At 53.4% G+C, this 21,156-nt stretch carries 13 protein-coding genes; 10 read left to right on the forward strand and 3 right to left on the reverse strand.

The genetic code is table 11. The annotated features are described in order from the left end of the window. Nucleotides 1–20: 20 nt before the first annotated feature. Nucleotides 21–935, reverse strand: a complete 915-nt coding sequence (locus tag B9T62_RS33265) for a glycosyltransferase family A protein (RefSeq protein WP_087919163.1) — start codon at nucleotides 933–935, stop codon at nucleotides 21–23. A 298-nt stretch (nucleotides 936–1,233) separates the two neighbouring features. Between B9T62_RS33265 and B9T62_RS33270 the strand changes: the two genes are divergently transcribed. The 5 genes from B9T62_RS33270 (at nucleotide 1,234) to B9T62_RS33290 (ending at nucleotide 7,872) form a co-directional block, all read left to right on the forward strand. Further along, the gene (locus B9T62_RS33270; RefSeq protein ID WP_087919164.1) at nucleotides 1,234–2,481 is read left to right on the forward strand and encodes a Zn-dependent hydrolase; all 1,248 of its coding nucleotides are present in this window, start codon (nucleotides 1,234–1,236) and stop codon (nucleotides 2,479–2,481) included. Between the two features lie 346 nt (nucleotides 2,482–2,827). Beyond that, complete coding sequence (gene ald, locus B9T62_RS33275; protein WP_087919165.1) at nucleotides 2,828–3,961, forward strand: alanine dehydrogenase; 1,134 nt, start codon at nucleotides 2,828–2,830, stop codon at nucleotides 3,959–3,961. 189 nt (nucleotides 3,962–4,150) lie between these two features. After that, nucleotides 4,151–5,086: an Rpn family recombination-promoting nuclease/putative transposase gene (locus tag B9T62_RS33280; protein WP_157794104.1), complete on the forward strand. Its 936-nt coding sequence runs from the start codon at nucleotides 4,151–4,153 to the stop codon at nucleotides 5,084–5,086. A gap of 734 nt (nucleotides 5,087–5,820) precedes the next feature. Next, entirely contained in the window at nucleotides 5,821–7,074 is a 1,254-nt protein-coding gene (locus B9T62_RS33285; protein ID WP_169834469.1) for a PucR family transcriptional regulator, read from the forward strand. Nucleotides 7,075–7,149: 75 nt separating this feature from the next. Beyond that, nucleotides 7,150–7,872 carry a protein-glutamine gamma-glutamyltransferase gene (locus B9T62_RS33290; protein ID WP_087919168.1) on the forward strand — a complete coding sequence of 241 codons (723 nt, stop codon included), beginning with the start codon at nucleotides 7,150–7,152 and terminating at the stop codon, nucleotides 7,870–7,872. A 68-nt stretch (nucleotides 7,873–7,940) separates the two neighbouring features. Here B9T62_RS33290 and B9T62_RS33295 read toward each other — a convergent pair whose 3' ends face one another. Then, on the reverse strand, nucleotides 7,941–9,593 hold the full coding sequence (locus B9T62_RS33295) for a response regulator (protein ID WP_087919169.1): 1,653 nt from the start codon (nucleotides 9,591–9,593) through the stop codon (nucleotides 7,941–7,943). Then, a complete protein-coding gene (locus tag B9T62_RS33300; protein WP_087919170.1) occupies nucleotides 9,568–11,421 on the reverse strand; it encodes a cache domain-containing sensor histidine kinase in 1,854 nt (617 codons plus the stop codon). Before B9T62_RS33300 ends, B9T62_RS33295 begins: the two co-directional genes overlap by 26 nt. 133 nt (nucleotides 11,422–11,554) lie before the next feature. On the opposite strand from B9T62_RS33300, the gene B9T62_RS33305 reads away from it, so the two are divergent. The 5 genes from B9T62_RS33305 to B9T62_RS33325 all read left to right on the forward strand — a co-directional run bounded on the left by B9T62_RS33305 (nucleotide 11,555) and on the right by B9T62_RS33325 (nucleotide 21,148). Further along, nucleotides 11,555–13,027: an ABC transporter substrate-binding protein gene (locus tag B9T62_RS33305; protein ID WP_087919171.1), complete on the forward strand. Its 1,473-nt coding sequence runs from the start codon at nucleotides 11,555–11,557 to the stop codon at nucleotides 13,025–13,027. A 650-nt stretch (nucleotides 13,028–13,677) separates the two neighbouring features. Further along, nucleotides 13,678–14,664 carry an ABC transporter permease gene (locus B9T62_RS33310; RefSeq protein ID WP_425436619.1) on the forward strand — a complete coding sequence of 329 codons (987 nt, stop codon included), beginning with the start codon at nucleotides 13,678–13,680 and terminating at the stop codon, nucleotides 14,662–14,664. A 36-nt stretch (nucleotides 14,665–14,700) separates the two neighbouring features. Next, nucleotides 14,701–15,594 (forward strand): carbohydrate ABC transporter permease, encoded by an 894-nt coding sequence (locus B9T62_RS33315; RefSeq protein ID WP_087919172.1) that lies wholly within the window; start codon nucleotides 14,701–14,703, stop codon nucleotides 15,592–15,594. A gap of 50 nt (nucleotides 15,595–15,644) precedes the next feature. Beyond that, entirely contained in the window at nucleotides 15,645–17,192 is a 1,548-nt protein-coding gene (locus B9T62_RS33320; RefSeq protein ID WP_087919173.1) for an ABC transporter substrate-binding protein, read from the forward strand. Between the two features lie 173 nt (nucleotides 17,193–17,365). After that, a complete protein-coding gene (locus B9T62_RS33325; RefSeq protein ID WP_157794106.1) occupies nucleotides 17,366–21,148 on the forward strand; it encodes a hypothetical protein in 3,783 nt (1,260 codons plus the stop codon). The last annotated feature ends 8 nt before the right edge of the window (nucleotides 21,149–21,156 follow it).

Genomic DNA, 21,156 nt, shown 5'->3' on the forward strand with positions numbered 1-21,156 from the left:
TCCGGGGCCTTAGCCGCAATCTATTGGGCAGTCTGTTTGTTAAAAATCTCCTTCATTCCTCTGCGGTAGCCGCTGATCGCAGCCTCGTTCTTGCGGGGACGCTCGCGGAGAATAAGGTATTGGGTCGTCCACAGCAAGGCCAGATAGCCGAGCGGCCCGGATTTCTTGTCCTTCAGCAGATGGACATGATTCAGTACCCGGGTGTAAGCCACATCCTCCAGATTGTCCCTTGAGGCCGGAGATTCATGATGCAGCAGCTTCAGTTCGGGATTGATGTAGAGCGGCCCGCTCTGACTGGCGATCCGTGACATCAGAATGTCCTCGCCGACGCTATAGCTTTTCAGCCAGGGAACCGGGGCAAGATGCTGGATCGCCGCTCTGCGGAAGGACATGTTGCAGCCGTGCTGGAACTCCGTTTTGAATGTCCGCTTGGCCTTATGCCAGTTGTACATGGAGCCCGCCTGGCCGCTGAGGGAGAGCTTGCCGCTGGAGAAGGACTGCTGAAAGGAGGCGAGGCAGCGGAGCGTGCCGAGGAAGCTGTTGCTCATGCCTATGGCCACCCCGCCGACTCCTGCGCAGTCCGGGTAGTCGCGGTAGGTCTGCAGCAAGCTGGCCAGATAATGGCCGGGGATCTCCACATCATCGTCTAGGAACAGGATGATCTCCCTGGAGGCCAGCTGCACCGCCTTGACCCGCGAGAGCCAGAGTCCGCGGTCTGTGTTCTTGCGGTAATACATAAACGAATGCCCCTGCTTGTGGATCAGCGCTTCGTATTCACCCAGCACCTGCTCCGGGATTTCGCCGTCATCTATAATGATTACTTCAATATCGGGGTCACCGGCAGTTTCCAGGTTCTGCGCAGCAATAGAATGAATGCACCGTGTCAGGTCCTGTACCCGATTCCTAGTGCAGATAACAACTGACAATCCTTGCATAAACTCCACTCCTTCGTTATCCTTGTCTCCCGGCCGCTGCCGTACGTATCATGAGAATATTAGCTAGCTTAAGCTTACTATTGGCATCAAAACATTGTATATACTACTTTAGTTTACTTATTGAGGGGCGATTGGAGCAGGCAGACGCAGGGCAGATATGGGCTGGAGTCGCTTGTAACATAACGTGAGGTATTCCCTCACATAATTATTACAGTGTGTAAAATGAAAAATGGTTTAATTGGTTTAACATAGATAGTAAAGCAATTCATCCCTGAATTCCTGGAAACGGAGGGCCATAATGCCAAACCTACTTGTGAACGGTGAAAGATTGAAGGACACTATTGAAGCATTTGCTGATTTTGGACGGACGGACCAGAACGGTGTGACCCGGCTGTCGCTGTCTGAGGAGGATGTGAAGGTACGGGGTTATTTTCGCGCCTGTTGTGAGCAGCTGGGCATGACTGTGCAGATGGATGATCTGGGCACAATGGTTGCCACCCTGGCTGGAGAGGAGCCGGGCCCCCCGGTTGTTATCGGCTCCCACCTGGATACGGTGAAGAAGGGCGGCAGGTTTGACGGGGTGCTCGGCGTGATAGCGGGCCTTGAAATTGTAAGAACATTGGTGGAGCAAGGGATCAAGCCGCGGCTGCCGGTGACCGTGATGAACTTCACCAATGAAGAAGGCGCCCGGTTCGAGCCTTCGATGATGGCCTCGGGGGTGCTGGCCGGGAAGTTCGACAAGGCAGCGATGCTGAACAAGCAGGATGCCGCAGGTATAACCTTCGGCGAGGCTTTGGCGAGCAGCGGCTACGCAGGAGAGGCTGCCCACCGCATAACTGAAGCTGCCGCTTACCTGGAGCTGCATATTGAGCAGGGCCCGGTACTGGAAAAAGAGCAGCTATCGATCGGCTTGGTCGATTGTGTGGTAGGGATGGTCTGCTACGAGATTGAGGTGACCGGAGAATCGGATCATGCCGGCACGACCCCGATGGATATGCGCAAGGATGCGCTTTTTGCGGCGACGGACCTGATCACGGAGCTGCGCGTCAGACTGGGTGCGCTCGATTCCGGGCTGGTCTATACGATGGGCCGGATGAATGTGTATCCAAGCATCCACACGGTGATTCCGAACCGGGTGGTGTTCACGGTGGAGGCCAGACACAAGGATATGGAGGTTGTCCGCGAGGTGGAGGCGATTCTCCAGAGCCTGCCCGCCGGGCTGGAAGGCTGCGGTGTGCAGCGCAGCAAGCTGTGGGGACGGGATACCGTATGGTTCGATCCCGGCGTGTGTGCTCTGGTGGAGCAGGCTGCCCATACCCTGGGCTACTCCAGCAAGATCATGGCCAGCGGAGCCGGGCATGACGCTCAGTTCGTGGCCGGCTTTCTGCCGTCCGCGATGGTGTTTGTACCCAGTGTGAACGGCAAAAGTCACTGTGAGGAGGAACTTACCTCCTACGAGGATTGCGAGAAGGGCGTGAACGTGCTGCTCACAGCGGTGCTGGCGCTGCTGTCCAGCGAGGTGGGAAGTCCTCTCAGCTCAACTTAAGCTTTTGTGAGGAGAGGAAGAATTTCGTCTCTTATCCTGAATAAACCACCACTCCAACTGATGAATGTCACTAAACATAACGCAATAAATCATCTTGCTGCGGTAACGCAAACGATATCGATTGGAGCGAAGACACCCCTGTGGTGTCTTTTTGTTATCGGGAACTTGTGCAAAATATCACATATATCAAGGGTTTTAACCCAATATCATTGTGTGAATCCACTGCGCGTTGTGTAAAAACACAATCATGGCAGATAATCTTTTCTTTTTTTAACAAAATGGAATAAGTAATCATATGTTATGATTCATTACATAAGAGAAACATATAAGACAGGAGAGATTACAGATGATTATTGGCGTTCCGAAGGAAATTAAAAATAATGAAAACCGGGTGGCCATCACCCCCGCCGGAGTAGTGAGTCTGATTGCTGAAGGACACCAGGTGCTGGTGGAAGTGGGCGCCGGCGTTGGAAGCGGCTTTCCGAATGAGGAATATGCGGCGGCTGGTGCCAAGCTGATCGAGGATGCAGCTGCGGTATGGAGCTCAGCCGAAATGGTAATGAAGGTCAAGGAACCGCTGGAAAGTGAATATGACTATTTCCGTCCAGGCCTAGTATTGTTCACTTATCTGCATCTGGCTCCCGAGCCTGCACTGGCTGCCGCGCTTAAGGATAACGGCGTGTTCGCCATTGGCTACGAAACGGTTGTTCATGGCCGTACCTTGCCGCTGCTTACCCCGATGAGTGAAGTGGCCGGACGGATGTCCGTACAGCTGGGTGCACAATTTCTGCAAAAGAACTACGGTGGCCAAGGCATTCTGCTCTCCGGTGTACCAGGGGTCAGCAGAGGGAAGGTCAGCATTATCGGCGGCGGCGTTGTAGGTGCGAACGCAGCCAAGATGGCCATTGGCCTCGGAGCTGATGTAACGATTGTCGATCTGAGTGCAGACCGGCTGCGGCAGCTGGATGATATTTTTGGCGCACAGATCAACACGCTGATCTCGAACCCTTACAATATCGCCAAAGCTGTAGCCGAAGCCGACCTGCTGGTGGGTGCCGTGCTGATTCCGGGTGCCAAAGCGCCGAAGCTGGTTACCGAAGCCATGGTGAAGACCATGAAGCCGGGTTCAGTGATTGTGGATGTAGCGATCGACCAAGGCGGTATTGTAGAGACAATCGATAGAGTAACTACCCATGACAATCCGGTGTTTGAGAAACACGGTGTGCTGCATTATTCGGTAGCGAACATGCCGGGAGCTGTAGCCAAAACCTCAACGATTGCCTTGACCAACGTTACTGTACCCTATGCGCTGCAAATCGCGAACAAAGGTGTATTCCAGGCCATCGCCGACGATGCCGGACTGAAAAGCGGTGTCAACGTTGCCAATGGCAAAATTACCTGTGAAGCTGTTTCGGAAGCTCTTGGGGAAGAGTTCTATACGGTGGAGCAAGCACTGGAGCAGAAGTTTTCGCTGATTTAAGCATAAATAGAGAGACCAAATAGAGAACCGAGAAAAGAGATGCGGCGGTAATAGAGAGAGTGTCCTTCTGCAGCTTCATGAGCGATCATGGGGCTGTTTTTTATTTTGAAAATAAAGAACGTATGTTCTATTTGTCTCAGACATTACCATATTATGCGTGTAATATTAGCTGCAGAAAGGAGTGATAGTATGAGGCCAAACAATCGAGAAAAGGAGAAGCTATGGAACTCGCAGGCAACTCCCCATGATGAAGCGTTCAAGAAATTGCTGGAGACTTTTTTTGAGGAATTTATAGCCTTGTTCTTCCCTGAGCTGGATGAATTGCTGGACCATAGCCAGACACGTTTTCTGATGCAGGAGCTGTTGGTAGATATTGTTGGTGAGGAAGCGCGAAATCTTGATTTGCTGCTGGAGACCCGCTACAAGGCGCTGGATGCGTTTATTCTGATCCATCTGGAGCCGCAATCGTACAAAGATGTCCATTTTCTGGAGCGGATGTTTATCTATTATAGCCGTTTGTTTGAACGGCATCGGAAAGAGCATAAGATGATTATTCCAATTGCTATTTTTACGGCCGATGATGTCAAAGATGAACCGCATACGCTGTCTGTCGGCATACCGGGGCATGATATTCTGCGTTTCCAGTTCTTGAAGGTGGAGCTGCGCAGCCATAACTGGCGTAAATTTGTAGATTCGGATAATCCCGTGGCTGCTGCGCTTCTGGCGAAAATGGGGTATACTGATCGTGAAGCCAAGGAGGTTCGCAAGGCCTATCTGCGGCTGCTGCTTAAGCTGCGTTACCAGCTGGACGATGCGCGCCTGGCGCTCATTATGTCTGTGGCTGATCTCTATTTTAAGCCGAATAAATCGCAGGATGAAGAAATATTGCGTGAATTAAGCATACAATTTCCCGAGGAGGGTGAAGAAATCATGAAGCTGATGCCTGCCTGGAAACGCTGGGGATACGAAGAAGGAATCGAGCAAGGAATCGAGCAAGGAATTGAGCAGGGAATCGAGCAGGGCCGTGAAGAAATCATCCGCAAGCTGCTGAACAAGGGCTTCTCGGCAGAAGATGTATCCAAAACGGTAGACATTCCTGTGGATGTTATCCGTAAGCTGCAGTAGTGGTGCTTATATAAAACATTAAATGAAAAAAGCAAATAGCAAACAGCAAACAAAGAAGCGATTCTAGAATACTTAGAATGGCTTTTTTGCTGTGAATAAAATGTTATTCTGGATCGTCAGAATAATTAGATGTGAAAGTGGTTACTACTTAGGTCCCTGCGAGGGTTTGGAGTCTAGCGGACCACATAGCCTCTATATTGGAAAAACAGGCCCTAACTAGTGGGTTTTTGCCTGAATAGAGGCTCCTGAGTCCGCAATAATCTGAAATTTAAGTGCAGGTTACTGGCGATGGCCTTCATTTGTTATTCTTAGCCTCCTTGTCGCGCAGTGTTGTATGACAGGCTCGGACGAGGAACACATGGAACACAAGGGGGCTGTTAAGTAGTAACCGATTCTGCATCTAATTTCGAGAAAATATGGCCTGATGTACTCCAAATGCTAATTTAAGTGCCTTTTCGCATTTATTTCCTCCAAAACGTTAAAAACCCGCCAATTAGATGCGTTTTCGCAACTAAATTGAAGACTTATCCTCTTTAAAGCAGTTCAGCGATTGGGCAACGGTCCGTGTTCACCAAGTATCTACATTAAGCGCCTGAAGGGGCACCTAACTCAATCTATTTCAGAACAATAGCTGTCCGCCAGAGAACCCTATAGTCAGCTTGCGGGATGCGTACTATAATGAAATCACTTTCTTATACCAAGATCCGGTTATTCTGCAGGTTGGGGTGGGGTTATTGACAGATTCAGATCCATCATTTGATCGTTTTTTTGACAGTATGGAATTGCTTGCGGATACGATCAGCGAATCGCTGCAGTCCCAGGTGACGATAGAGGACAGCAATCACCATGTGATCGGCTATAGCTCCCACCAAACGGAGAGTGACCCGGCACGAATCTCCACCATTATCGGCAAACGTGTGCCTAATGCAGTAATTATTGGTCTACGCAAAAAAGGGGTCATGCACCAGCTTCAGAACTCAGTGGTGCCGATCCGCATTCCGGCGGTGATGGAGGTGGGACTCGGGCCGCGGCTAGCCGTCTGCATCAAACACCAGAAGGAGGTCCTCGGTTATATCTGGGTCGTGGACACCGGCAAGCTGGCCGAAGGCCATGCCGAGAGCATTGTGGAGAAGGCCGCCGCCATAGCGGGCAGATATCTGCTGAAGCAGCGGGGCTGGAAGATGAAGCAGGAGAAGACGCATGAGGATTTCTTCTGGAAGCTGCTGACCTCGCATTATGCGAGCGAGCCGGCTATCCGGCAGGAGGCAGAGCTGTGGTCGATTCCGCTGCCGGGCAGTTATTACATCGCTGTGGTGGAGAGCGACAGGCTGCTGGATGAGCATTTTATGCTGAAATTCCGCCAGAGCATGGACTCCTTCTCGGGGCTGCAGCTGCTGCTGGCAACGACGGAGCAGAATCGGCTGATTCTGCTGTTCAGCTTCCTGTTTCCGCTGCCCGGCAGGGAGGCGCTGATTGCTTTTATGCATAAGCTGACAGAAGGGATCGCGAAGCACGAAGAGGGCCGGCTGACGGCGGGCTGCAGTCTGATGTATACGGAATATATCCATGCGGCGGGTGCTTACCGGGAGGCGGCAACGATTCTCGAGCTAAAGAAGCTGCTGCCCTATCCTGCCCGTGAGCTGCTGCTCTATGAAGAGGCAGGCTTCTGGGCGTACCTTCCGGCCATTCTGGAGCTGAAGCGAAGCCGGAACCGCCCCAGCCCGCTGCTCTTCCCACTCAAAGTGCATGACCGTGAGCATAAAGCCGATTTGCTCAAGACGCTGGCGGTCTACCTGACGCTGGACGGGAACCTGAAGCAGTCGGCTGCTTATCTGCATATTCATACCAACACGCTGATGTATCGCTTAAACCGCATAGCGGAAATTACGGGCAAAAGCCTCAAGGATACCGCTTATCGTACCTCGGTCTATCTGGATCTGCTAACAGAGGAGACCGCGCACCTGAACCAGTGGTTCAGCCCGGTATAATGCCCGATTGCCCCGCACCAATGGCAGATGCCAGGCGTACAATAACCTATATTGGAATATAGGGAGGTACGAAACATGGTAGGAGCTGTGCGAAACCCCGCAGCGCAGGCATTTGAGCGCAATATGCGGGAGCAGATTATTTCTTCAGCCAGGGATTTGAATGCGAGCGGCGCGGATTTTGCCGTCTTCAACGAATCCCGCTGCAATCCGCTGTTCTGGCTCCGCACAGATAACGGGGGATTTCAGCTGCGGCGCGGAGTACAGCCGTCTGAGGCGATTATGGATATATACACCAATGGCCGGATGTATGCTTTTGAATGTGCTACAGCGATGGTAATTGTTCTTTACCGGGCAACGCTGCTGTCCATCGGGGAGGCTGCGTTCAACCGGCATTTCAACGATCTGTTTCTGTGGGATTGGAATTATGACAGCAATCTGCGGCTGATTACAACTTATACGAAGCAGGAGATTCTGCCGGGAGACATCGTCTACTTCAAGAATCCTGATCATGATCCGGGCAAGCCGGAATGGCAGGGCGAGAACGCAGTGAAGCTGGGTCCGGACCTCTATTACGGCCATGGCATCGGCATCACTTCAGCGGAGCAAATTATTGCCTCACTAAATGAAGAACGGTTCCCGGGCAGCCGGGTAAGTGCCTATTACACCGATGAGGCGCTGCATCCCGATTTCGAGTATCTGCGGATGCTGTCCACACGACTGGATACAGTTCCAGGCAGCAGCGGGTCACGCTCCAGAATCTTCTCCAGAATTGGAGCAAGAACCTCTATTTACAGGTAGGATGGAGAGGAGAAGAGAGCTGTCCTCATGCAGGATGCGCAGCCATCCATCGGCTATCCGGTTGCTGCTTACTGCCCGGAACGGAATTTCAGCGGGTGGACTCCGGTCGTTTTTTTGAACACGGTACTGAAATAATGGGGATTCTCGTAGCCTACACGTTCGGAAATCTCCATAACCTTCAGATCCGTAGCCAGCAGCAGCTCCTTCGCCTTGCCAATGCGGATTCCGGTGATATAATCGGTGATCGTCTCACCGGTCTCCTTCTTAAAGATCAGGCTGATATAATTCGGTGTCAGAAATACTTCCTCGGCGATCCGGCTAATCGACAGTTCCTGCGCATACCCCTCCTGCACCAGCTTCTTGATGGCCAGAATGGTCCGGCTGTTCTTGGAAGCGTTCTTATGGGCCACCTGGGAGACCAGTCCATCAAACAGCGACAGCATATAGGCCTTCAGTTCCGTAATATTCTGCTGTGCATACAGCGAGTTCATCAGCTGCAACCGGCTCTGTGCAGCCGCCTCTGTTTCCTCCACAATCTCATATAGCGTTCGAGCCGCTGTGAAGATCAGCTCAGCGCAGATGCTCTGTACATAGTCAATATGCAGCTTCGGCTGGGCCAGCCTTGAGAACAGGGATTCGATCAACTCACGGACCTGCTCCTTATGCCCTACCTTCAGTTCGTTCATCAGCCGGGTATGGAATTTGTAGACAAAAGTGCTCTCCAGTGTCTCTGTATCCGGCTGGATATCCTTGATATGGAGGATCGAGCTGTGGCCGGTATAGAATTTATACACGAGCGCGCTTAGCGCCTCCTTGTAGGAGCTCTCCAGCCTACCTATTTCGCAGGTTCTGCCGATGCCGACGGACACCGTCAGCCGGAGATACTTCTGGATATTGCCGGCTATCTGTTCGCAGATGGCGGAGAGCGCGTCCGGTGCTGAGCTGGCCCCCACGCTAGCATCCGCGTCTGCATTTGGGTCCCCGGCTGCTGTCCGGCTGAATAGAAGCACGAATTCATTCTCGTTGGCTACACAGCAGATGCCGCAGCCGTGGCTGGCCAGACATTCGCTGATAATATTCTGGATCGAGAAATAGAGCAGCTGCTTGTATTCCTCCGAGAATTTATCGATCGCGGTCTGGTAATCGTCCAGCTGCAGCACCCCAACGGTCAAGGGTTCACCCCGCTGGAAGGGGAGGGCGAAATAGTCGATTTTGTCCCAAATATCCTCTTCATTCCAGTACAATCCAGATAACAGATTCTGCAGGAATTTCTCGCGCAAGAGCGGCATATTCTCCTGCAGCTGCTGCTTCAGCTGTTCCATATGGCTATGGGTGTCGTGTTCGTGGTGCAGCCGGTCAATAACCTTGCGGAAGATGTCGCGGACTTCATTCAGCTTCACTGGCTTGAGAATATAACCCTCCGCATTGACCTTCATGGCACTCTGGGCATAAGCGAAGTCCTGTGCTCCGCTGATGATAATAATCTTCGTGGCGCTTCCGGCAGCCTTCAGCTTCTCCGCTACCTGCAGCCCGTCCAGCAGCGGCATCATAATGTCGGTGAACAGGATGTCGGGCTGATGCTGTAGGCATAGATCATAAGCCTCCTGCCCATCCGCAGCCTCAGCTACAATCTCAATCCCGAACTCTTCCCGCCATTTGAACACCTTCACCAGGCTGCTGCGGATAAACGGCTCATCATCGGCTATGATCATCGTCAACATCGCCTTGCTCCTCCTCCCAGGTAGTTACTATCGGTAATCGGATGACCGCGAGCAGGCCGCAGCCATCCTCATGATTCTCATAATAGCGGATGCCATAGGCTTCGCCGAAGAATTGCTGAATCCGGCTGTGCACATTGCGGATGCCGTAGGCTTCATTGCCGGGCTGCTTGTCATCCAGAAGCGCATTCAAGCGCCGAGGGTCGGCGCCCACGCCATCGTCGAAGACCGAGAGGCTGAGCACCTCGCCGGCCGCTTCCACACGAATGCGGATCGTTCCCTTGCCGCGCCTGCGCTGGATGCTGTGGATCAGCGCATTCTCCACCAGCGGCTGCAGCGTCAGCTTGACCACTAGACAGGTACCGGCCAGCATCGGGTCCATGGCCTCCAGCTCATACTCCAGTTTGTCGCGGAAGCGGAAATGCTGGATCTGCAGGTAGCTCTCCACTTGCCGCAGCTCATCCTGCAGCGGAATGATGTTGCGTCCCTTGCTGAGACTATAGCGGAAGAAGTCGGACAGTGAGGTGACCATCTCGCTGATCTCGGGGATATCATGGTTAATGGCGATCCAGTTGATCGAATCCAGTGTGTTGTACAGGAAATGCGGATTGATCTGGGCCTGGAGTGTCTTCAGCTCCGCTTCCTTCTTGCGCAGCTCGGTGACATACAGCTTGTCGATCAGTGCCTTGATCTGTTGCAGCAGCTTGTTGTAGCGGTTGAACAGGTAAGCGAACTCATCCTTGCGCTTGTAGCGGATCGTAATGTTGAAATTTCCGCTCTCCGCATGCGACATCGATTGGATGAACTTGCGGATCGGAGCGGAGATATTCTCCGACAGCAGCAGGGCCATCATTAGCGAGATCAGCATACAGCTGCTGATGACGATGTACATCACCCGCCGGAAGGAAGCCAGCTCACCGTTCAACTCCCGGACCGGCGAGAAAGAGAGGATGGTCCAGCCACTATCCATATTCTTATAGGAGACCAGCATCTCCTCGCCTCCGATCTGATGAGTGAAGGTCCGGAAGCCGCCCGGGTCAATATCGGCTGTGCCCAGCTTGCCATAGTAGCTCTGGGTGCTGATATTCTGACCCACCAGCGCTTCTTCCGGGCTGATCGCAATGGTTCCGGTCTGATCGGCGATATAGATCCGGCTGTTTGGCGTAGGTTTATAATGCTCCAGCAGCGAGGTGAACTCCGTAACCGGAATATCCAGTGTAAGCAGCCCCGCATAAGGCAGCTGAGTATGGCGGATACCGAACAGCCGCTTGGCGAATTTGAGCGTGAACTGGGAATCAAGCGAGCTGACGCCCACCACGGTGAAATCCGACTGGGCCGGGATGCTCCGGTACCAAGGCTTCTGCGAGATCAGGTCGATATTGTACACCCGTCTGGAGAAATTGTATTGGGTATATTCCGGGCGGTTCAGCATATAGAGCATCGGGACAAACCGGCTGCCGGAGGTTCCGTTGGCCGGGAAATTCTCCAGCATTTTGTTCAGGGACGTTAGTTCATTTATTATTCCCGTACTGTCGGTCGGCCGGTTGGAGGAGATCAGATCGGCGAACTCACTGTTCAGATAGAGCGAGATCATCGCATTGTTAGCGCTCTCAAACCGTTCAGCCATATTATCCTGAATCAGATTCAGGTTGTTTCTCAGCGAGGTGCTCACATTGCGTGTAATAATGTTGGCGGACTTGTTATAGACGGCAACGGAAATAATGGTTGTAGGCAGCAGAACAAGGAACAGGAAATAGAGAATCAGCCGGCTGCGGATGCTGAAATTATACAGAAAGAGGGTCTTGGACAGCGTATCGAACCATTGCTTCATAGGTACCCTCCCCGCCAGGTGCTGGCAATCTCTGCTTGCCAATTCGCCAATAATATTGGAAGATATGAATCAGATTGGCTGGTACTTATTGTAAGGCGGTTAAAGTCGCACTGTCAACGGAGGGATTACAGCCTTGAAAAGAATCTGGACCCTGATCTTTATTCTGTGCATGGGCGGGCTTGCGGGATATGCCCTGCTCTATGAGCGCCCGCTGACCACGGATTATGCCTCCATATCGGAGGACGGCAGCGCCCCAAGAACACAGATTAAGGTGGCGCTGTACAATTGGACAGAGAATCTGGAGGTCAAGAATGCAATTCAGCAATATAACAGAACCAACGCCGACCATATCGAGATTGTGATCATGAATATTTCCACCGATGCTTATAACGATACGCTGAACATGCTGATGACGGCGGGACAAGGGCCGGATGTGTTCAGCGTGGACAATGCCTGGCTGGCGACTTATGTGAACAAAAACTATCTGGCTGACCTCTCCGGCAGCCTGGACAACGCCTTCCTGAGCCGCTTCCCGCAGTGGGCTGTCCGTTACGCCGCCCATCCTCTGTTCAAGGGCGGACTGTACTTCCTCCCCTCTAGTGTGGAGACGGTACGGTTTATCTACAACAAGCAGCTGTTTCGCAGCGCCGGGCTGGACCCTGAACAGCCGCCTGCGGACTATGCCGAGCTGGAGCGGGCCGCGCGCAGGATCAGCGAGGCGGGGTTCGGCGTGAACCGCTACGGCTTCGCGCTTGCCGCCGGAGATACCCAGGACAGCCTGCAGGCAGGGCTTGAGATGTCCTCCACCTACAGCGGGGAATATCTGTACAATTACAAGACTGGCCGTTACGATCTGGGTGTCTATGCCCCCTGGCTGCAGATGCTGCTGGCGATGAAGGCGGAGGGCAGCCTCTATCCGGGGGAATCGCTGCTGAAGAAGGACACTGCTCTGCGACAGTTCGCCGACGGCAATATCGGCATGATGGCAGTGACCAGCAGGGATTATGCCAAGCTGCAGGAGTATAAGCCCAAGGACGAATGGGCGGTTGTGCTCCCGCCAGCGGCGAGTTCTTCCAGCCGCGGAGCGGGAGCGCTGATGATGGTCCCGCAATCGCCGCTGGTCGTGAACAGCAAGACCGCGGACCGCGAAGCAGCGGTGAAGGTGTGGCGGTTCATGCAGTCGGAAGACTTCCTGTCCACCCTCTTCCAGCAAGGACTGGCGCTGCCGGTGGTGGAGGGTATTCTCGATTCGCCGCGCACGCCGTCCGGATTGGCCCATTTTCAGGAATTTTTCCCTACCGCCGCCGACTCCATCTATCCCTTGGCACCGCAGATTATGGATCAATATGATCCGAATACGGTATCGATTGAACCGCGCAATTCAGGCGAACGCTCCCGCATGCAGCTGTATTTGCAGATCATTTCCGGGGAGAAGCCACTCCGGGAGGCGCTGCGGGGCGAGAGCGAGCGGCTGAATCAGATGCTGGATATTGCCGATACCGGGTATGTGTTCAACCGCGAGGAGTATACGTTTCCTGGCTTTGATCCGCAGCAGCCGCTTGACAGCACAAGCCTTAGCGATAGGGCGAGCGAAGCCCAGCAGTAAGCGAAAAGCAGTAACTTTTCCCCATACATTTCTGCTGCAACTAATCTTGATGAAATCAGGATCATTTAGTTGAAATGCCGAAATTAGATGCCTTTTTGGTTACTACTTGTCCTCCGTAAGATATGAGCATCAGAGACTAAGCTTCTTGATCGCCATAAGTACAACCCAGCTAATTAGTTGCGAATCTGCATCTAATTAGCTGGGTTTTTCCGTTTTAGAGCAAATAAGTGCGAAAAGGCATCTAATTTCGGATTGTGAGCGCTGAAGAATCGATTTACTCGATATTAGTTGCAGATTCGCACTTATTTGCCTGATAACATGTGTTTCAGCTGAAATTAGATGCACTATCGCATCTAAATTCTCTGAAGGCTCTAGGGCAGCACTCTAAATCCTCAGTGTGCCATAAGTAGTAACCAATCCCCCCGCTGTCCGGACTGCTGGCAAGCGGGGGGATTTTGCTATTAACGACTGCCCTACCTCAATAACCCGCACTGCTGTGTCCTCCCGGTCACTTGAGAGCGGCGCCAGGAAACTCTGTAGGATTTTTAACTTTTTTTATAGATGGCCATATTTAGTCTCTCTGCCTGAGCCTTTACACTTAAGTCATGAAACACAGGAGCGTAAGCTCAAGGAATCAGGAGGCGTAGGTCATGATTACTCGTGAACAGAAGAGCACGGCCCTCCCCGGGCAGTCCCTGCCGACAGGGAGAAGGACCAAGAAAGGCTCTGTACTCAAACATCTGCTGAAGAATAAAGTGCTGCTGCTGATGCTGCTGCCTGGTGTTGTTTTTCTGCTGATCAACAATTACCTGCCGATGTTCGGCATCATCATTGCGTTCAAGAACATTAATTACGTGGACGGCATTCTCGGAAGCCCCTGGGTGGGGCTGGACAACTTCAAGTTCCTGTTCGCCACCGAAGATGCCTGGATTATCACCCGCAATACGGTGCTCTACAATTTCGTATTTATTATATTGAATCTGGTCATTGCCGTCTCGATCGCGATTGCCCTCAATGAGCTGAAGAATAAGCTGGCGGCCAAATTCTACCAGAGTATTATGTTCTTCCCGTATTTCCTGTCGATGGTTGTGGTGAGTTATCTTGTATTCGCTTTCCTCAACGTGGAGTACGGATTCATCAACAAAGGGGTATTCGCCCTCTTCGGGCTGGATGAGCTGAACTGGTATTCAGAGCCGAAATATTGGCCGTTCATTCTGCCGCTGATCAACCTCTGGAAAGGGGTCGGCTACGGCTGTGTCATCTATCTGGCGGCGATCATCGGCATCGACAATGAGTATTACGAGGCAGCGCTGATCGACGGGGCCAGCAAGTGGAAGCAGATTAAGCATATTACGGTGCCGCTGATCCGGCCGGTCATTATTATCACCACCATTCTGGCGATTGGCGGCATTTTCCGCTCCGACTTCGGGTTGTTCTACCAGACTACGCTGAATTCGGGAGCCTTATATCCGACCACGCTGGTCATCGATACTTATGTGTACAACGCGCTGATCAACATGGGCAACCTGGGCATGTCGGCGGCGGCGGGGCTGTATCAATCTATTGTCGGGTTCTTCCTGGTGCTGGGCTCCAACTGGATTGTGCGCAAGGTCGACAAGGATCAGGCTGTCTTTTAACCCGCTGAACACGGGCGATTATGAGGAGGGGAATCCGTGACTACCAACGAAATATCCAGAACTGCCAACCTGATCCTGAACATCATTTTTATACTTCTGGCGATTGCCTGCATCCTGCCGATTGTGCTGGTGTTTATGATCTCGATAACGGACTACGACTACATTGTGCTGAACGGCTATCAGTTTCTTCCGGAGAAATTCAGTCTTGAGGCTTACGCCTATATCTTTAAGGACTACGCAGTCATTGTAAAAGCCTACGGCGTATCCATCTTCGTCACCGTGGTCGGAACGCTGTTGAGTGTCTTCATCTCTTCGCTGTATGCCTACCCGATCTCACGGACGGACTTCAAATACCGCGGCGTGTTCGCGTTCCTGATCTTCTTCACGATGCTGTTCGGCGGCGGCCTGGTGCCGTGGTATATGGTCTACACGCAGGTGCTGGATCTGAAGAACACCGTCTGGGCCTTGATCGTGCCGATGCTGCTCTCGCCCTTCAACGTGCTGATCATGAAGACCTACTTCCAGATGTCGGTGCCGCCCGCCCTGATTGAAGCGTCCAAGATTGACGGCGCCGGGGAGCTGCGGACATTCTTCCGGATTGTGTTTCCGCTATCCCTGCCGGTGTTTGCGACTATTGGCCTCTTCAATACGCTGCATTACTGGAACGACTGGTTTAACAGCATGATTTTTATTACCGACACGAGTCTCTATTCCCTACAATACCTGATGTACAAAATGATCTCCCAGGCTGATTACCTCAGCCGCAACGGCGCGTTAATCCAAGGCTCGGCTACCGAAATCGCCAAGCTGCCGGGAGAGACGATCCGCATGGCGATGGCGCTGATCGGCATTGGCCCGATCGTGCTGGCGTACCCGTTCTTCCAGCGTTATTTCATCAAAGGCTTGACGCTGGGCTCCATTAAAGGCTAACCTCGGATTGCCCGATTAGCATAGATTGGTTACTAAGGGGAGGATAAATAATGGCACGTACAAAAAGTGCAGGACTGCTGCTCTCACTGGCTCTGATGACTTCACTGGCATTGAGCGGATGCGGCGGGAACAACAACAGCGGAGCAGCGGCTACCGCTACCGCTACGGACAACACAGCCACAACGGCACCTGCGGCCACGACCGCTAGTGAACCGGAGGTTAAGGAACCGGAAGGGCTTGCACCGGTTGAGTTGTCGCTCTATCTGCCGGGCGGACCGGATAAGGATGTAGCAGCGGTGGAGCAGGAGATCAATACGTACCTGAAGGATAAAATCAATGCCACTATCAAGATCAACCAGCTCAGCTGGGATAAACCGGCCGACAAGGTCAATCTGATGATCCAATCCGGCGAAGTGTTCGATATGGTGTTCACCTGGGACTTCATGAACAATGCGGCCAAAGGCGCGTACCAGCCGCTGGAAGAGCTGCTGGACACCTATGCCAAAGAAACGAAAGCACAGATTCATCCGGCCTATCTGCAGGCAGCTACCGTGAACGGCCATCTGTACGCGTTGCCTACAGAGAAGGAGCTGGGGCAATCGGTCGGGTTCGCTTTTGACAAAGCCATTGTAGATAAATACGGCTTCGATATCGACAGCATCAAGGAGCTGAAGGATATTGAACCGATGCTGCAGACGATCAAGGAGAAGGAGCCGGGCATCTCGCCATTGTTCATGAACCACACGGACAGCTTGAACTGGTTCACCAGCTACCCGGACAGTGAAGATCTCGACGGCAGCTCGGATGTACCGACACTGCTCGATTACAAGACGATGAAGATTTTTAATGAATATGATACGCCTGAGATTCTGGCCCGCCTGCAGATGATCCATAAATGGTATGAAGCTGGCTACATCAACAAGAACGGAGCTACGGACAAAACCGAGCTGAAGGATGCGGTTAAAAGCGGTAAAGCCTGGTTCGTCTACGGCAATATGAATCCGACCTCAACCAACGACTGGACCCGTTTGGCCGAGAAGCCGATGGTGATCAAGACGCTGCTCCCGGTTAAAGTAGGCACCAAAAGCCTGCAGGGCTCCATGATGGCCATCTCCCGCACCTCCAAAAACCCGGAACGGGCGATGATGTTCATGAACCTGATCCACACCGACCCAGTGCTGTATAACCTGCTGACTTTCGGCATTGAAGGTAAGCACTACAAGAAGCTGGAGAACAATACGGTTGAATTCATTCCTGACAGCGGATATAATTCCGTATCCTCCTGGATGGTCGGCAATGTGCTGCTCAACTACCTGAACAAGGATGAGGACCCAAGACGCGTCGAGCTGTACAAGGAATGGAACGAAACGGCCCAGACCTCGCCGGTCATCGGATTCGTCTTCGACTCCACCAAGGTGCAGTCCCAGATCGGGGCGCTGATCAATATCACGAAGCAATACAAGAATACGCTGTACTCCGGACAGAAGGACCCTGAGCCTGTGCTGAAGGAAATGAACAGCAAGCTGAAGGCCGCCGGCGTCGACGCTGTAATGAAGGAACTCCAGACGCAGATGGATGCGTTCCTGGCAGCCAAATAAACACAGCAGCAATTCAGCCAATGAGCAAATAGATTTATAATAGAGAAACGGCAATACGCCCGATATCCAAGCTGACGTGGTTACTATACCGCTTATGGGATATCGGGTTTTTGCTGTTATCAGGGATCAGGAGGAATAGAAGCTGCTGCATCTTGAGTCCAAAGAGGGTGCTAATGATGAGTATGCAAAAAGGTGTTCGGTTGCTGCTGGTTGTGCTGCTAGTGCTGTCCCTGGCCTATCCGCCGCTGCAGGAGGCCGCTGCATCCACAGCTTCTCCGCCGGGTAGTCTGGCGTTGGAGATGGAGCGGGTCGCGGGTAAGGGGGCATTGGTGCAAGGTAGAGTGGCAGCTATGGCGGGTAAGGGGGCATCGGTGCAAGGTAGAGTGGCAGCTATGGCGGGTAAGGGGGCATCGGTGCAAGGTAGAGTGGCAGCTATGGCGGGTAAGGGGGCATCGGTGCAAGGTAGAGTGGCAGCTATAGCGGATAAGGGGGCATCGGTGCAAGGTAGAGTGGCAGCTATGGCGGGTAAGGGGGCATCGGTGCAAGGTAGAGTGGCAGCTATAGCGGGTAAGGGGGCATCGGCGCAAGGCAAAGTGACGGCCACGGCGGCCACTTATGCTCCGCTGTCCCTGCTGTGGCAGGCGGGAGTGGCGGACAACAGCCCGGCTGAGTTCAGCGTCGCCCAGAATGTATATGGAGGGAATATTTCCATGCCGGTCCTTTCCGGTGACTGGAGTCTTCTTCCTACAGGAATGAAAGCGGATACAAATAGAGCCATTAACTTGTCCTTTGTGCTGGAAGAGTTGCCCGCCGATGGGGTACAGTTCAGCTTCAAGGTGCTGGATGCTAGCACGGCTATTCCTCAACTGGCGATCTTCACCAACGGAGCGATGAGCGGGCTGCTGCAGATCACCGGGCTGAATAACGGCGAGACGGTATTGCAGCAGACCTGGAAGGAAACCTACAGGCTGTACATCCCCAAGGAACAGCTGCTGCCGGGTGCGAATGTGCTTCAGCTAAGGGTAGAGCGCGGACTATACGCCGATGCAGAGGCTCCCGGCTATGACGGGGACCGGCATCTGTGGTTTGAATGGGATTATTTCCGGCTGGAAGCGCTGGAAACCGCGGCTGAGGAGCCGATCCATGGGCGTTATGTCCATCTCGGCAGCACGATTGCTTCCTCTACCTTCAGATATGACGAGAACGCCATCCGCCACCTCGCCCCGATGACCAAATGGATGGGCATCGCCTACAGCGGCAACTGGATGCGCGCCTCCTTCTGGTCGGATACGAAGGCTGGCTGGGACCCGCTCGGGCGGGAGTATCTGGGGGCGCTGCGCGAGCTGAATCTGGAGCCGATGGTGAACATTATCGGCGGCAATTGGAAGAATGAAGCTTTGCTGGTGAACGGGACGATCAGCCCTGCATTAAGAAGCTACTACAGGGATTTCGTCGCCAAGTTCGGCGATCTGTACCAGTATGCCGAGACCGGTAATGAGCCGGGCCTGTTCGGCTGGGCGCAGACGTCCGTGCTTGCTCTCCATCAGCTGTTTGGGGAGGAGAGGTTGACCAATGCTCAGCCATATTTAACAATTGTAGCTCCCGGCTGGGCTTACTGGCCGTATAATGGAACGCCGGACGGTTGGGAGCGGGATGCCGAGCAGCGCAGGCCGATTGAGCAGCTGTCGGAAATCACCAACGGGCACAGCTATGGCGGAACAGGGGTGCAGCCGCTGCCCGGAGGAAGCCTGTATGAGAATCTGCGCGTATATTCCGGGGCCGAGGAAGGTTTCGGTAAAGAGATGGCCATGAGCGAAACGGGCAGCAATGATAACCACTCCGACAATACGAAATACGGCACCTACGCCTACCGTTTCGCTTCGGCCTTCGACCGGGAGCTGCGCGGGGATATCGGCTATGCCGACCATATCATGCAGCATGCGGCTTTTTTCAATGACGGAACCGAATTTGGCTTGTTCAATTCGGCCATCCATTGGAATATCCACCGTTACGAGGATACGCAGGCCGTAGCGGCCCATCCCAATGAAGCGGGAGAGACGCGGCTGAAGACGTTCCGCAGACTGGCGACTGCTTATGCTACCCATGGCCGACCGCTGGCCTACGAAGTGCTTAATGCAGAAGCGCTTGATGGAAAGTTGGCTTATTTCCGTGCCGTGGATACCTCGGCGCTGGGAACTACAGCGATTGGCGCAGCTTCTGACAAAATACTGCTCAATTTCGTCAACTTTGAAGCGCAGCCGGTCACGATGCAGGTGAAGGTGACTCTGCCGCATTCCGGCACTTATGCTGCCGAACGCTTTGGCGCAGGTGCTTCCTATGAAGCTGCGCACTCGGCCATGCTGTTGACCGCAGATCCCGAGCTGACGCTTGCGGTCGTGCTGGGCGCCGGCGAGACCGTCCAATATATCCTGGATGCTTATGAGGATATAACGCCAACGGTACCTTCCGGCGTAGCGGCGGCTGCCGTCAGCCATGAGCAGATCCGGCTGACCTGGAGCGCTGCACCTGGCAATGAAGCGGTAGAGGCTTACCGGATCTACCGGAATGGCTCAGCGCAGCCGGTAATGACTGTACCGGCTGAATTGAACTTTTGGAGCGACTTCAGCGTTGAACCGGAGCACAGCTACAGCTACACGATCCGGGCTGTGGACCGTTCGGGCAATGTGTCAGAGCCGACCCCGGCGGTAGCAGCGGTCACGACCGCGATGCCGGTGACACCGCATGTGCCAGGTGACCCGGGCAAATTCGAGGCCGAGGCAGCGGCTTACGCGCTGCCGCTGAGAATCAGCAACAATATACTAGCCTCCGGGGGCAAGGTAGTGGAGCAGACCCACGGCGGCGGATTGTCGATCCTGGGTTATCACTCGGAGACTGGCGGCAATTATACGCTGAGCATTGCCTACGCCTCCAATCAGGAATCGAAGAAAAACGTCTACGTAAACGGACAGAAGCTGTCCACCCTAACCCTGCCCTCCACCGGAGGCTGGAACGGGCCAATCGTGCTGAAGTCATACGGCATCGTGCTTCAGCCAGGATACAACAAGATCAGCCTGAACGCTGCGGGCAATGGAGCCAATCTGGATTACCTGACGCTTGTGGAAGGCTCCTATGTGCCGGTTTCCTCCTGGTATCCGGTCGAGCATGATCATGCCTATATTGATTATTCGGGTGGATTCGCCCCCGCACCGAACGGGGTTTCTCATGTGAGCTATACGCCGGATGCTTCTGCCAGCTTCAGCTTCAAGGGGACCGGAGTGCGCTGGAGATCCAATATCAAGGCTGACATGGGCAGCGCGGATGTGTATGTCGACGGCCAATGGATGGAGACGGTAGTTATTCCGCAAGCCGGACTTGAAGGCGAGGACAAAATCGTCTATCAGCTAAGCGGGCTGCCTTACGGACTGCACCGGATTCAGGTGGTCAACGCCGCTGGTGAGATTATGGTGCATGGTTTTGAATTTGAGGGTTATGAAGCATCGCTGCCTGTCCCGCTGGCGGATCTGACCGTTACGGAAGTAGGCTGGACTATCGTCAATCCCGATGGTACACCAGCGGCCCACAGCATCCCGCAGCTGGGCGACTCCCTGATCTTCTGGGCTAAGATCAAGAACATAGGCGTCCGTCCGACTCCCTTGAATTCGACCACCGGGCTGGGGCAGATTACAGGCGGAGCGTTCTCGGTCAATGGCGGCGTAGTGTCCTGGACAGATACGTATAATACAGCTGTTCAGCCAGGTGAGGAGGTCATTCTTACAGCAAATGCCAGTGCGCAGGGAACGCCAAGATGGACGGTGCCGATGATTGGTGATTTTACCATCAGCTTCCTGGTGAATGACATCAAGCGATATCCCGAGATGGATACAGAGAACAATACCTTAAGCAGAGTGCTGGATATAGCACTGCCCGGCTCCAGCTTGGGAGATGAAGGTCTGTAGAATATTGA

The organism is Paenibacillus donghaensis (assembly GCF_002192415.1).
Classification (GTDB): Bacteria; Bacillota; Bacilli; order Paenibacillales; family Paenibacillaceae; genus Paenibacillus_AQ; species Paenibacillus_AQ donghaensis.